This window comes from Pseudomonas sp. R4-84 (assembly GCF_054130985.1).
The window spans coordinates 1,873,286-1,887,562 of the sequence record NZ_CP096390.1 but is presented as its reverse complement, the minus strand read 5'-3'; the positions used below and the strand labels follow the sequence as shown (position 1 = coordinate 1,887,562).

Below are 14,277 nucleotides of genomic sequence, written 5' to 3'. Positions count from 1 at the left end.
CCATAACGACGCCCGCCTTGCGGCGAGCCGCGCCATTGTACCTATCTGACAAGAAGTTACAACCGTTCGTGTCGGATTAAAAAAATCCATGAGGTTCAAGTACTTGCTATGGGAAGAAGCTCTTTCGCAATCGCCTCGGCCATTCAGATAGAAACTACAACAGCACCTCATCCGCCCGGCCACCCTCCTCCTGGATCACCAGATGGATGAAATGCAGTTTGGTGATTACTGCCGCCGGTACGACGAACGGGTAGAAATCCGGCTGGCCCATGCTGCGCGAGAGTTCGTTGAGCATTCCGGCCAGTTCGATCCAGGCGTTGACGAATGAAAGGAACGCCTTGCCGCCCGCGTGCTCGGGGTCGAACAGGGTTTCGGGAGGAAATGGCTGGTAATCGAAATCCATTTCCCGCGCACTCATGCCGAAGCCGAGCGCCGTGTCGACGGCGTCCATCATGTGCAGGTAATGGGCCCAGGTTTCAGCCCAGTCCTCCCACGGGTGCATGGTGGCGTAGGCGCTGACGTAACGGGCCTGCCAATCCAGTGGCGCGCCTTGTTGATAATGCCGCTCCAACGCCTCGGAGTAGCTTGCGCGCTCATCGCCGAACAAGGCGCGAAACGGCTCCAGCCAGTGACTGTCGGCAACCAGCCGGTCCCAGAAATAATGGCCGACCTCGTGGCGAAAATGCCCGAGCAAGGTCCGATACGGCTCGTGCATCTGCTGCCGCACGTGCTCGCGGTGAGCATCGTCGGCTTCCTTGATGTCGAGGGTGATAAGGCCGCTGGCGTGCCCGGTCGTCGGCGGTTTCCCGTCGGGGTCGACGCCGATGAAATCAAAGGCCAGGCCGATGTTTTCGTCGGCGCTCTTGGGGATGACCGGCAAGCCGAGGGTAATCAGTTGCGCCACGAGGCGGCGCTTGGCGGTTTCGACCTTGCGCCAGCGCTCGGGGTTTTCCGGGATCGAGAGGTCGGGAATCGTGCGATTCAGGCTGCAGGCGATGCACAGTGTGTCGTGCCCGTTGGCTGGTAACAGCCAATTGCACGCCGCCGGGGTGTCGAGATTGGCGCAGCGGCGAAACAGTCCGGCCTGCGGGTCGACGTCCAGGAGCCAGGTATCAGGTTGCTCGCCGGGCTGAAGGGACGAAAGGCGGCTCTGCTCCGGCTGATACCCCAACGCCGCCAGGCACGCCAGGCATTGGCTGTTGCGAAAGAACAATGACTGGCCGCAGCGGCACGGCCAGACTTTGCTGTTGCGTGACCGATCACCCAGGAACGGCGCGGCGATGCGTGAGCTCAGTTGTTCGAAAAAGCGGTACATGGCGATCTCTCCCAGGAGCCTGCAAGACTAGATCACCTGATGCTCATAATCGTTCCAAAACGCTGTGTCATGACCCCGATAACCGTGGCGAGGGAGCTTGCGCCCCCGCCACAAAAGCCAAGCCTCAGAGCGCGACGCCATGCCCTGTCAAGAACTCGACAAACGCTTGTTCGTCGAGCACCTTGAGCCCCAGTTCATTGGCTTTGGTCAATTTCGATCCAGCGCCCGGCCCGGCCACCACGCAGTGGGTTTTCGCCGACACGGAACCGGCCACCTTCGCCCCCAGGCTTTCCAGCTTGTCCTTGGCGACATCGCGACTCATCAGCTCCAGCGAACCGGTCAGGACCCAGGTGTGCCCCGCTTCAGGCAAGCCCTCGACAACCTTCTTCTCGCTCCGCCAGTGCATGCCGAAATCCCGCAGTTGCTGCTCGGCAGCCAAGGCCTGTTCACGATTGGCGGCGATGGTGAAGAATTCGCGCACGGCGTTTGCCTGCTTTTCCGGCAACGCCTGGCGCATGTCCAGCCAGTCGGCATCCATGACGGCTTCGAGGGAACCGAACTTGTCCGCCAGTTTCTGCGCGCCGCCCGGCCCGACCGAAGGAATGTGCAGCTTGTCGAGGAAGCCTCCCAGGGTAGTACTGGCGGAAAATTCCGCGCCCAGTTCGCCCTGGTCCTGGATCTCCAGGCCATGGCGCAGCAGATCCTTGATGACCTGGCGATTGTGCGGGTCTTCGAAGAAGCTGTGGATCTCGTGGGCAACTTCCAGGCCGACATCCGGCAGGTACGTCAGCACCTGCGGCAGCGCCGCCTGCACGCGCTCCAGTGAACCGAGGGAGCGGGCCAGGACCTTGGCGGTCTCCTCGCCCACGTCGGGAATGCCGAGGGCGTAGATAAAACGCGCCAGGCTCGGCTTCTTGCTGTCGACGATCGCTGACAGCAGATTCCTGCTCGACAGCTCGGCGAAGCCTTCCAGGTCGACGATCTGCTCGAACGTCAGCGCATACAGGTCCGCCGGCGACCCCACCAGGCCTTCGTCCACCAATTGTTCGACGCTCTTCTCGCCCAGCCCTTCGATATCCATGGCCCGGCGCGAGACAAAATGAATGATTGCCTGCTTGAGCTGCGCGCCACAGGCCAGGCGACCGACGCAGCGGTACACCGCGCCTTCGCTGACGGTTTCACGGCCCTTGCTGCGCTTGATCAGTTGAGTGCGTTCGACGTGGGAACCGCAAACCGGACATTGCTGCGGCACTGCCACCGGACGGGCATTGGCTGGACGACGCTCGGTGACGACTTGCACCACTTGCGGGATGACATCACCGGCTCGGCGAATGATCACCGTGTCGCCGATCATCAGGCCCAGGCGCGCCACCTCGTCCATGTTGTGCAACGTGGCGTTGGCCACCGTCACGCCAGCCACCTTGACCGGCTTGAGCCGCGCCACGGGCGTGACGGCGCCGGTGCGGCCGACCTGGAACTCGACGTCCAGCAGTTCGGTAAGCTCTTCGCTGGCAGGGAATTTATGAGCGATAGCCCAGCGAGGCTCCCGCGCGCGAAAACCCAGTTCGCGCTGTGACGCGATGCTGTTGACCTTAAACACCACGCCGTCGATTTCGTAGGGCAGCGAACTGCGCCGCTCACCAATGTCACGGTAGTAATCCAGGCATTCGTCGATGCCGTGGGCCAGCTTCAGCTCGCGGCTGATGGGCATGCCCCAAGCCTTGAGTTGTTTGAGATTGCCAATGTGGGTATCGGCGATGTCCGACGTCACCTGGCCGATGCCATAGCAGCAAAACTCAAGGGGACGATTGGCGGTTATCCGGGAGTCCAACTGGCGCAGGCTGCCCGCTGCGGCGTTGCGGGGGTTGGCGAACGTCTTGCCGCCCGCCTCCAGCTGGGTGGCGTTCAAGCGCTCGAAACCGGCCTTGGACATGTACACCTCGCCGCGCACCTCCAGCACCGGTGGCCAGCCGCTGCCTTGCAACTTGAGAGGAATGTTGCGCACGGTGCGCACGTTGACGCTGATGTCTTCGCCCGTGGTGCCGTCACCTCGCGTCGCGCCGCGCACCAGCATGCCGTCTTGATACAACAGGCTGACCGCCAGGCCATCGAGCTTCGGCTCGCAACTGTATTCCACCGCCGCGCCGCCGCCGAGCAAATCGCCCATGGGCAGGTCGAGGCCTTCGGTCACTCGCCGGTCGAACTCGCGCAAAGTGGTTTCGTCGAACACGTTGCCCAGGCTGAGCATCGGGATTTCGTGACGCACCTGGCTGAAGGCCGACAGCGCCACGCTGCCGACTCGCTGGGTCGGGGAATCGCTCGTCACCAGCTCCGGGTGTTGTTCTTCCAAGGCTTTGAGCTCATGGAAAAGACGATCGTATTCGGCGTCCGGAATGGAAGGTTCATCGAGGACGTGATAGCGGTAATTATGCTGGTCCAGCTCGGTGCGCAGCTCTAGGATGCGGGTTTCGACGGCGCTCATGGTGTTCTCTCATAAAGCAAAAGAGCAGCCTGGGCTGCTCAATTTTCTCAAGACGTTGAGGGGTACTTCGCACCCCAGCGGGAGCAAGCTCCCTCGCCACAAGAGGCTCTCCAACCAAGGGGAGCCGGTCTCATCGCTCAACGCTTCTGGGTCAGCGCGCGGCGTTCGAATTCGACAATGCGCTGGCGGTAGTGCTCGATGGTCTGGGCCGTCAGCACGCTGCGTTGGTCGTCCTTCAATTCGCCGTTGAGCTCCTGGGCCAGCTTGCGCGCAGCGGCCACCATCACGTCGAAAGCCTGCTTGGGATGACGCGGGCCTGGCAGGCCCAGGAAGAAGCTCACCGCCGGCGTGCTGAAATGGTCGATGTCGTCCAGGTCGAACACGCCAGGCTTGACGGCGTTGGCCATGGAGAACAACACCTCGCCATTGCCTGCCATGCTTTCGTGGCGATGGAAGATGTCCATCTCGCCAAAACGCAGGCCGCTTTCCAGGATGTTCTGCAACAGCGCAGGGCCCTTGAAGCCGGCCGGGTCGCGGCAGATCACGCTGATCACCAGCACTTCTTCGGCCTGGGCCTGTTCCTTGTCGCCGCTGGATGACTTGCTCTCGTCCGGGAAATCGCCGTCACGGCTGTTGAAGCTCGGCCCGCCATCGAGGTCGAGGTTCAGGTTCAAATCACCCTGGGACGGTTCGCTGTTGCGCTTGCCGCGCTTGGAACCCGACTCCCGTGGCTCACGGGCAGGCGCGCTCATGGACGGCAAATCGTGTTCGTCCAGCTGCGGCTCCTTGTGGGTGTCCAGCACCCGGGGCGGGCCCAACAGCTCGGCGCTGTCATCCTCATCGGGGAGGTTCGACAGGCTGCGATCCAGGCGAAACTTGAGTTTGCCCTTGCCGCCGCGCATGCGACGCCAGCCGTCGAAAAGAATACCGGCAATGACAATGATGCCGATGACGATCAGCCACTCGCGCAGACCGATTTCCATTTAATCCCGTGCCTCTATAAAAATGCTGAAAAATAAGGGGCTTAGCTATTTGCAAACCGCTTTAAAACGTGGCGCCAACTCTATGTTCTGAATGGCGTTTTGCCCACGCATACGAAAAATTGACATTAAACTAGCACGACCAAAGATAACTTTACACCGTCTGTCGCATAGGCTTGTGCCCAATCTGTGAATTGAACATCAGCCCCAAGGGTAAAAAACACCTACAGCGTTCAAAACAGAAGCCCTGCGAGCCTTTGTTCAGGCGTCCACCATGGCCATGGCCTCCTCCACATCCACCGCCACCAGCCGTGAACACCCCGGCTCATGCATGGTCACGCCCATCAACTGGTCGGCCATTTCCATGGCGATCTTGTTGTGGGTGATGTAGATGAACTGCACCGTTTCGGACATTTCCTTCACCAGCCGTGCGTAACGGCCGACGTTGGCGTCGTCCAGTGGTGCGTCGACCTCATCGAGCATGCAGAACGGCGCCGGGTTCAGTTTGAAAATGGCAAAGACCAGGGCCAGCGCCGTCAGCGCTTTTTCGCCGCCGGAGAGCAAATGGATGGTGCTGTTCTTCTTGCCGGGAGGACGCGCCATGATTGTCACCCCTGTATCGAGTAGATCTTCGCCCGTCAGTTCCAAGTAGGCGCTACCGCCACCGAAAACTTTTGGGAAAAGCGCCTGCAAACCGCCGTTGATCTGATCAAAGGTATCCTTGAAGCGGTTGCGGGTTTCCTTGTCGATCTTGCGGATGACGTTTTCCAGGGTCTCCAGCGCCTCCGCCAGATCGTCGTTCTGAGCGTCCAGGTAACGCTTGCGCTCTGACTGCTGCTGGTACTCGTCGATGGCCGCCAGGTTGATTGCCCCCAGGCGCTGGATGCGCTGGGCGATGCGTTCAAGTTCTTCCTCGGCGTCCTTTTCGTTCGCCCCGGCCACCAGGGTGGCGAGCACGCCGTCGAGGTCGTAGCCGTCTTCCAGCAATTGGTCCTGCAAGGCTTTGCGCCGCACCGTCAAGGCCTGCCACTCCATGCGCTGCTGCTCCATCTGGCCACGGATCAGCTGCGATTGCTGCTCGGCCTGGCTGCGGCGCTTCTCAGCGTCGCGCAGTTCGCGGTCGGCATCCTCCAGGGCAATCTGTGCAGTCTTGAGTTCTTCGTCGACGCTCATGCGTTTGTCGAGCAACTCTTCGAGCTTGAGGCGCAGTTCTTCCAGTGGCGCCTCGCCCTCTTCCAGGTTGAGGCTCAACTGCTCACGCTTTTCGGTCAGGCGCTCGGACTGCATTTCCAGACGTTCCAAGGCCTGGCGTGTGGAATCGTGCTGGGCCCTGAGCGAGCCCAGGCGTACCGCCAGCTGATGGGCATGGTCTTTGTGCTGGCGCGCTTCCTGGCGCACGCGGTCCAGGCGTTCACGCAGGCTGTCGCGCTGGGCCAGCAGCAATTCACGCTGTTCGGTATCCACCGCCATCGCATCAAGGGCTTCTTGCAATTGCAGGCGTGCCTCGCCGATCTGTTCGTGTTCCAACGCCCGCTGCTCGCCCAACTCGGCGATTTCTTCGTCAAGACGGGTACGACGCAGGGCCAATTGTTCGACCTTGGCCTTGCCGGCAGACAGCTGCGCCTTGAGTTCGCCCTGCTGGCGTGCTTCATCTTGCAACAGCCGACGCAGGTGTTCGCGGCCGTTTTCCTGTTGGCGCTGTTGCGCCCGCAGGTTCTGTAGTTCGGTTTCCAGGGCTTCGACGCTGGCCTCGCGCTCTTCGCGCTCGGCGGCCAGGCGCTGGATTTCCTGGCCTCGGGCGAGCATGCCGCTCTCGGCTTCAGAGGCCCGGCGAACCCGCAGGAAATGCCGCCCGACCCAATACCCGTCGCGGCTGATCAGGCTTTCGCCGGCTGCCAATTGCCCGCGCAAGGCCAAGGCGTGCTCAAGGCTGTCCACCGGCTTGACCTGCCCCAGCCAAGGCGACAGGTCGACCTGGGCTTCGACCTTGTCCAACAGACTGCCTGGCACCCGCACGCCGTCGCCGGCCGGGCTGAGCAGGCGCAGATCGCCCTGGCTGAAACCGGAAAGATCGAACCCGGCGAAATCATCCACCAGCACTGCTTGCAGATCGGCGCCCAGCACGGTTTCCACCGCCAGTTCCCAGCCGGCATCGACCTTCAAACCTTCGGCCAGGCGCGGGCGCTCGGCCAGGTGCTGGTCGCGCAGCCATTCGGCGGTGCCGGTGCCTGGGTCCAACGCGGCTTGCTGCAAGGCCTCCAGCGAGGCCAGCCGACCGTTGAGTCGCTGCAATTCGCCCTGGGCCTGTTGCTGGTTCTGCAAGGCCAGCTGCAAGGCTTGGCGCAGTTGTTCAAGGCGTTCGACCTGGGCATCTTCGCTGGCCTGCAGGTCTTCGAGGGTGGCTTCGCTGGTCGCCAGTTGCTCGCTCAGCTCCAGAATCGCGGCGTCTTCCGGATCCGCGGCGAGCAAGGCGCGCTCTTCAGACAGGCGACGCTGACGTTCGGCCAGGCGCTCCATGCTGGTTTCCAACTGCTGGATGCGCGACTGCTGGACTTCTGCCTGGCGCCGCGGCTCGGCCGAGGTCAGGTTGAAACTGTCCCACTGCTCTTGCCAACCATGCATGGTCAACTCGGCTTCTTCCAGGGCTGCGGCGGCCTCTTCGGCGGCGGCGCTGGTGAGTTCCTGCTCCGGCGTGAGCCGCTCCAGCTCTTCGCCGAGGGTCAGCAACAAGGTGCGATCGTGGCCCAGGTGGGATTCGGTTTCCAGGCGTGCGCGCTCGGCCTCCTTCAAATCTTCCTGCAACTGGCGCAGGCGCTGCTGGCCGTGCTGGATGCTTTGCTCGACCCTGGCAATGTCGCCTCCCACGGAATAGAAGCGCCCTTGCACCAGGTTGAAGCGCTCGGAAAGTTCATGGTGCCCGTCGCGTAGGCGCTCGATGGCGGCATCGGCGTTGCGCTGCTCGGCCACCAACGCTTCGAAGCTGACTTCCTGGTTGCCGATGATCGCCTCGCGCTGGCCCACCTGTTCGTTCAACGCCTGCCAGCGCAGGGCCGACAGTTGGGCCTTGAGCTGGCGCTCTTCGGCTTTGTATTCCTGGTATTTCTTTGCCGCCTCGGCCTGGCGATGCAGGCGTTCGAGCTGGCGCTCGAGTTCTTCACGCAGGTCAGTCAGACGCGCGAGGTTTTCGTGGGTACGGCGGATGCGGTTCTCAGTCTCGCGACGCCGTTCCTTGTATTTGGAGATGCCGGCGGCTTCTTCGATGAAGTTGCGCAGGTCTTCGGGCTTGGCCTCGATCAGCTTGGAGATCATGCCCTGCTCGATGATCGAATAGCTGCGCGGTCCCAGGCCGGTGCCAAGGAAGATGTCGGTGATGTCCCGGCGACGGCATTTGGCGCCGTTGAGGAAATAGCTGTTCTGGCTGTCACGGGTCACTTTGCGGCGGATGGAAATTTCCGCGTAGGCCGCGTATTCGCCGATGAGGGTGCCATCGGAATTATCGAACACCAGTTCGATGCTGGCCTGGCTCACTGGCTTGCGGCTGGTGGAGCCGTTGAAAATGACGTCGGTCATCGACTCGCCGCGCAGGTTCTTGGCCGAGCTTTCGCCCATCACCCAGCGCACGGCGTCGATGATGTTCGACTTGCCGCAACCATTGGGCCCGACCACCGCCGCCATGTTGCTGGGGAAGTTCACCGTCGTCGGGTCGACGAAGGATTTGAACCCCGCCAGCTTGATGCACTTGAGTCGCACGTCAGGCCGCCGTCAGGGCCGAAACCACCAGATCGCAACTGCGCTGGGCGTAAGCCGTGAGCACGGTGCGGATCTGCGGCAGATCACGGGCCAGCACGGCCGCGAGCAGACGCTGGAACAGGTCGAGGAATTCGCTCATTTCCGCCTTGCGCTGCTCAAGAGCCAGGAAATAGGCGCGGCTCATGGCAGGTTGCAGGTTTTCAACGGTTTCCTGCAGATAAGGGTTGTTGGCAAAGGGATAGGCTGCTCGCATCACGCTGAAGCTATCGTCGACGAACGTACGGATGTCCTGGCGCTCGTAGGCTTCCTTGAGGCGCTGCTGGATCGCCACGAACGGTGCCATGTCTGCCTGCTCTTTCCAACCATGCGCCACTGCATTGCCCAGCAGGATATAGAGCTCGCTCATCAATGCGCAAAGGCTGCGCACCTTGTGTTCGGTGAGCTCGGTGACGTGGGCGCCACGGCGCGGCAAGATGGCGATCAGGTGACGCCGCTCCAGGATCAGCAAGGCCTCGCGGACCGAACCGCGGCTGACATTGAGCGCCAGCGTAACCTTCTGCTCCTGGATGCGCTCTCCCGGCTTCATTTCGCCGCGAATGATGCGCTCGGCGAGATGATGGGCGATTTGCTCGGCGAGGCTGTCCGGGGCCTTGAACGTCATGGTTGTCCTTCAAACTCTTCAGATCTGCACAAGCGGCGCAGTGTAGCGCACTCAATACGTCATGGCGCAGGGCCTCCACCTGGTTTTTGGCACGATATAAGCAAAAAGTGCCTGCCCTCTTGGTGAAAGAGAGCCTGTGAGAGCGAGCTCGCTCCCAAGGGTTTTATCGACAAAACGGTATTTCTTGACCTTTAAGTCAGAAAATCATTGACCGAAAAGTCAGAACTGCTAAATTCAGCTTACGTCGATACAACAATAATGAATCTGCGAGGCCTTCCGTGATCCAGTTTTTACTCAACCAGGAACTCCGTAGCGAGCATGCCCTGGACCCGAACCTGACCGTGCTCAATTACCTGCGCGAACACGTTGGTAAACCCGGCACCAAGGAAGGCTGCGCCAGCGGCGACTGCGGCGCATGCACCGTGGTGGTGGGCGAATTGGAGACGGACGCAGAAGGTGGCGAGCGTATTCGCTACCGCAGCCTCAATTCGTGCCTGACCTTCGTCTCGTCGCTGCACGGCAAGCAATTGATCAGCGTCGAAGACCTCAAGCACGATGGCCAGCTGCACAGCGTCCAGCAGGCGATGGTCGATTGCCACGGTTCGCAATGTGGTTTCTGTACCCCGGGCTTCGTCATGTCGTTGTTCGCCCTGCAAAAGAACAGCGAGCAGCCCGACGCCCATAAGGCCCACGAAGCGTTGGCCGGTAACTTGTGCCGCTGCACCGGTTACCGGCCGATCCTGGCCGCCGCCGACCAGGCCTGTTGCGCCAAGCAGCCCGACCAGTTCGACGCCCGTGAGGCCCAGACCATTGCCCGCCTCAAAGCCATCGCACCGACCGAGACCGGTGAACTCAACTGCGGCGACAAACGCTGCCTGGTGCCGCTGACCGTGGCTGACCTGGCCGACCTCTACGACGCCTACCCACAAGCACGGCTGCTGGCCGGCGGCACTGACCTGGCGCTGGAAGTCACCCAGTTCCACCGCACCCTGCCGGTGATGATCTACGTGGGCAACGTCGCCGAACTCAAGCGCGTCGAGCGTTTCGATGATCGCCTGGAAATCGGCGCGGCCACCGCGCTTTCCGATTGTTACGAGGCCCTGCAAGCCGAATATCCGGACTTCGGCGAACTGCTGCAGCGCTTCGCCTCGTTGCAGATCCGCAACCAGGGCACCCTGGGCGGGAACATCGGCAACGCCTCGCCCATTGGCGACTCGCCGCCCCTACTGATCGCCCTCGGCGCGCAGATTGTGCTGTGCAAAGGCCAGACTCGCCGCACCCTGGCCCTGGAAGACTATTTCATCGATTACCGGGTCACCGCCCGCCAGGAAAGCGAATTCATCGAAAAGATCATCGTGCCCCGGGCCAGCGCCGAGCAAGCGTTTCGCGCCTACAAAGTCTCCAAGCGCCTGGACGACGACATTTCCGCCGTGTGCGCGGCGTTCAACCTGCGCATCGACAACGGCATGGTCCGCGAGGCACGTGTGGCCTTCGGTGGCATGGCCGCGACCCCCAAGCGCGCCAAGCACTGTGAGGCCGCGCTGATCGGCGCGCCCTGGACCGACAGCACCCTCGAACGCGCCTGCGCGGCCCTGGCGGAGGATTTCACGCCCCTGTCGGACTTCCGCGCCAGCAAGGAATATCGCCTGCTCAGCGCCCGCAACCTGCTGCGCAAATATTTCATCGAACTGCAAACGCCCCACATCGAGACTCGGGTGACCGCTTATGTCTAATCATCACGCCGTAGAAAAGACCCAAGCCGAACTGGCGCAACTGTTCGCCCGCGACCTCACCACCGGCGTGGGCCGCAGCGTCAAGCATGACAGCGCCGCGAAGCACGTTTCAGGCGAGGCACAGTACATCGACGACCGCCTGGAATTCCCGAACCAATTGCACGTCTATGCCCGGCTCTCGGACCGCGCCCACGCGCGGATCCTGCGCATCGACACCGCGCCTTGCTACGCCTTCGAAGGCGTGCGCATCGCCATTACCCACCAGGACATCCCGGGCCTGAAGGACATCGGCCCGTTGCTGCCCGGTGACCCGCTGCTGGCGATCGACGATGTGCAGTTCGTTGGTCAACCCGTTCTGGCCGTTGCCGCCAGGGATCTCGAAACGGCGCGCAAGGCAGCCATGGCGGCCATAGTCGAATACGAGGACCTGGAACCGGTGCTGGATGTGGTCGAGGCGCTGCGCAAGCGGCATTTCGTGCTCGACAGCCATACCCACCAGCGCGGCGATTCAGCCACGGCGCTGGCAAGCGCCGAACATCGCATCCAGGGTTCACTGCACATCGGCGGCCAGGAACATTTCTACCTGGAAACCCAGATTTCCTCGGTGATGCCCACCGAAGACGGCGGCATGATCGTCTACTGCTCGACCCAGAACCCCACCGAAGTGCAAAAGCTGGTGGCCGAAGTGCTCGGCGTGTCGATGAACAAAGTGGTGGTGGACATGCGTCGCATGGGCGGTGGGTTCGGCGGCAAGGAGACCCAGGCCGCCAGCCCGGCGTGCCTGTGCGCCGTCATCGCGCACCTCACCGGCCAGCCGACCAAGATGCGCCTGCCCCGGGTCGAAGACATGCTGATGACCGGCAAGCGCCATCCCTTCTACATCGAATACGACGTCGGCTTCGACAGCACCGGTCGTCTGCACGGCATTGCCTTGGAACTGGCTGGCAATTGCGGCTGCTCGCCGGACCTGTCCGCCTCGATCGTCGACCGAGCGATGTTCCATGCCGACAACGCCTACTACCTGGGCGATGCAACGATCAACGGCCACCGCTGCAAGACCAACACCGCCTCGAACACCGCTTACCGTGGTTTCGGCGGCCCCCAAGGCATGGTCGCCATCGAAGAGGTGATGGATGCTATCGCCCGGCACCTGGGGCTCGACCCCCTGGCGGTGCGCAAGGCCAACTACTACGGCAAGACCGAGCGCAACGTCACGCATTACTACCAGACCGTCGAGCACAACATGCTCGAAGAGATGACCGCCGAGCTTGAACAAAGCAGCCAATACGCCGAGCGCCGCGAAGCGATCCGCCGCTACAACGCAGGCAGCCCGATCCTGAAAAAGGGCCTGGCGCTGACGCCGGTGAAGTTCGGCATTTCGTTCACCGCCAGCTTCCTCAACCAGGCCGGCGCGTTGATTCACGTCTACACCGACGGCAGCATCCACCTCAATCACGGCGGCACAGAGATGGGCCAAGGCTTGAACACCAAGGTCGCCCAAGTGGTGGCCGAGGTATTCCAGGTGGAAATGGACCGCGTGCAGATCACCGCGACCAACACCGACAAGGTGCCGAACACCTCGCCCACCGCCGCGTCTAGTGGCGCCGACCTGAACGGCAAGGCGGCGCAGAATGCCGCCGAAACCATCAAGCGGCGCCTGGTGGAGTTCGCCGCGCGGCAATACAAGGTCAGCGAGGAAGACGTGGAATTCCACAACGGCCACGTGCGGGTGCGCGATCACATCCTGACCTTCGAGGCACTGGTTCAACAGGCGTATTTCGCGCAGGTCTCGCTGTCGAGCACCGGTTTCTACAGGACCCCCAAAATCTACTACGACCGCAGCCAGGCCCGTGGCAGGCCGTTCTACTACTACGCCTACGGCGCGGCGTGCGCCGAGGTGATCGTCGATACCCTCACCGGCGAGTACAAGATGCTGCGCACCGACATCCTTCACGACGTCGGCGCCTCGCTGAACCCAGCCATCGACATCGGCCAGGTCGAGGGCGGATTCATCCAGGGCATGGGCTGGCTGACCGTGGAAGAACTGGTGTGGAACGACAAGGGCAAGCTGATGACCAATGGCCCGGCCAGCTACAAGATCCCCGCCGTGGCTGACATGCCATTGGATTTGCGGGTCAAGCTGGTGGAAAACCGCAAGAACCCCGAAGACACGGTGTTCCACTCCAAGGCCGTGGGCGAGCCGCCGTTCATGCTCGGCATCGCCGCTTGGTGCGCCATCAAGGACGCCGTGGCGAGCCTGGGGGATTACCGGCATCAACCGAAGATCGACGCGCCGGCGACGCCGGAGCGGGTGTTGTGGGGGTGTGAGCAGATGCGGCAGTTGAAGGCTGTGAAGCCTGCGCAAGCCGAGGTCGAGTTGGCTTCACTTTAAACCGCGGCGCGGCCTTCGCGAGCAGGCTCGCTCCCACAGGGACCGCGTTCCAAATGTGGGAGCGAGCCTGCTCGCGAAAGCGGCCGAACAGACAACAGAGATGTCGAGGTGAACATGTACAACTGGATCAGCGCCCTCGCCGACCTGCAAACCCGCGGTGAACCCTGCGTGCTGGTGACGATCATCGAAGAGCTTGGCTCCACGCCGCGCAACGCCGGTTCGAAGATGGTCATCAGCGCCAGCCAGACGTTCGACACCATCGGTGGCGGTCACCTGGAATACAAGGCCATGGAAATCGCTCGGCAGATGCTCGCCAGCGGCCAGCAGAACACGCATCTGGAGCGTTTCAGCCTCGGCGCCAGCCTTGGCCAGTGCTGCGGCGGCGTCACCGTGTTGCTGTTCGAACCCATGGGTCAGGTCCAGGCGCAGATCGCCGTGTTCGGCGCCGGCCATGTCGGTCGGGCCTTGGTGCCGTTGCTGGCAAGCCTGCCCTGCCGGGTCCGCTGGATCGACTCGCGGGAGGCGGAGTTTCCTGAACAGTTACCCCATGGTGTGCGCAAGATCGTCACTGAAGAGCCATTGGATGAAGTCGACGACTTGCCCGCCGGCAGCTACTGCATCGTCATGACCCACAACCATCAGCTCGACCTGGAACTGAGCGCCGCGATTCTCAAGCGCAACGACTTCGCCTATTTCGGCCTGATCGGCTCGAAGACCAAACGGGTCAAGTTCGAACACCGCTTGCGGGATCGCGGCTTCGACAGCGGCACCCTGCAACGTATGCGTTGCCCGATGGGCATTGGCGAAGTCAAAGGCAAATTGCCTGTGGAGATCGCCATCTCCATCGCCGGCGAAATCATCGCCACCTATAACGCGGATTTCGGCCAGCACACCTCGCGCGCCGAACCCATTGCCAAGTTGCTGCCGGTTTCGCGCCGCAGCCAGCGTTAATCTTTTTATCGAG

Annotated in this window: 8 protein-coding genes; 3 read left to right on the top strand and 5 right to left on the bottom strand. The window is 62.1% G+C overall.

The window, feature by feature from the left end; genetic code table 11:
• Positions 1–154 precede the first annotated feature (154 nt).
• From M1D68_RS08760 to M1D68_RS08740, 5 genes are all read right to left on the bottom strand, one after another.
• Positions 155–1,315, bottom strand: coding sequence for a zinc-binding metallopeptidase family protein (locus tag M1D68_RS08760; RefSeq protein WP_420764724.1), 1,161 nt, complete (start codon positions 1,313–1,315; stop codon positions 155–157).
• Between the two features lie 124 nt (positions 1,316–1,439).
• Positions 1,440–3,797 (bottom strand): NAD-dependent DNA ligase LigA, encoded by a 2,358-nt coding sequence (gene ligA, locus M1D68_RS08755; protein WP_434563228.1) that lies wholly within the window; start codon positions 3,795–3,797, stop codon positions 1,440–1,442.
• 137 nt (positions 3,798–3,934) lie between these two features.
• The gene (gene zipA, locus M1D68_RS08750; protein ID WP_420764726.1) at positions 3,935–4,780 is read right to left on the bottom strand and encodes a cell division protein ZipA; all 846 of its coding nucleotides are present in this window, start codon (positions 4,778–4,780) and stop codon (positions 3,935–3,937) included.
• A 258-nt stretch (positions 4,781–5,038) separates the two neighbouring features.
• Positions 5,039–8,527 carry a chromosome segregation protein SMC gene (gene smc, locus M1D68_RS08745; RefSeq protein ID WP_434610508.1) on the bottom strand — a complete coding sequence of 1,163 codons (3,489 nt, stop codon included), beginning with the start codon at positions 8,525–8,527 and terminating at the stop codon, positions 5,039–5,041.
• A gap of 1 nt (position 8,528) precedes the next feature.
• Positions 8,529–9,188, bottom strand: a complete 660-nt coding sequence (locus tag M1D68_RS08740) for a GntR family transcriptional regulator (protein WP_420764728.1) — start codon at positions 9,186–9,188, stop codon at positions 8,529–8,531.
• A gap of 278 nt (positions 9,189–9,466) precedes the next feature.
• On the opposite strand from M1D68_RS08740, the gene xdhA reads away from it, so the two are divergent.
• From xdhA to xdhC, 3 genes are all read left to right on the top strand, one after another.
• On the top strand, positions 9,467–10,921 hold the full coding sequence (gene xdhA / locus M1D68_RS08735; RefSeq protein WP_434563224.1) for a xanthine dehydrogenase small subunit: 1,455 nt from the start codon (positions 9,467–9,469) through the stop codon (positions 10,919–10,921).
• Entirely contained in the window at positions 10,914–13,313 is a 2,400-nt protein-coding gene (xdhB, locus tag M1D68_RS08730) for a xanthine dehydrogenase molybdopterin binding subunit (RefSeq protein ID WP_457970027.1), read from the top strand. The genes xdhA and xdhB overlap by 8 nt, the downstream gene beginning before the upstream one ends.
• Before the next feature lie 114 nt (positions 13,314–13,427).
• A complete protein-coding gene (gene xdhC / locus M1D68_RS08725; RefSeq protein WP_434563220.1) occupies positions 13,428–14,264 on the top strand; it encodes a xanthine dehydrogenase accessory protein XdhC in 837 nt (278 codons plus the stop codon).
• Positions 14,265–14,277: the final 13 nt, after the last annotated feature.

What these genes read in the sequence shown, in the direction of transcription:
- xdhB (WP_457970027.1), top strand. Translation starts at nt 10,914, where the DNA reads ATGTCTAATCATCACGCCGTAGAAAAGACCCAAGCCGAACTGGCGCAA.
- M1D68_RS08760 (WP_420764724.1), bottom strand. Translation starts at nt 1,315, where the DNA reads ATGTACCGCTTTTTCGAACAACTGAGCTCACGCATCGCCGCGCCGTTC.
- xdhC (WP_434563220.1), top strand. Translation starts at nt 13,428, where the DNA reads ATGTACAACTGGATCAGCGCCCTCGCCGACCTGCAAACCCGCGGTGAA.
- zipA (WP_420764726.1), bottom strand. Translation starts at nt 4,780, where the DNA reads ATGGAAATCGGTCTGCGCGAGTGGCTGATCGTCATCGGCATCATTGTC.
- M1D68_RS08740 (WP_420764728.1), bottom strand. Translation starts at nt 9,188, where the DNA reads ATGACGTTCAAGGCCCCGGACAGCCTCGCCGAGCAAATCGCCCATCAT.
- ligA (WP_434563228.1), bottom strand. Translation starts at nt 3,797, where the DNA reads ATGAGCGCCGTCGAAACCCGCATCCTAGAGCTGCGCACCGAGCTGGAC.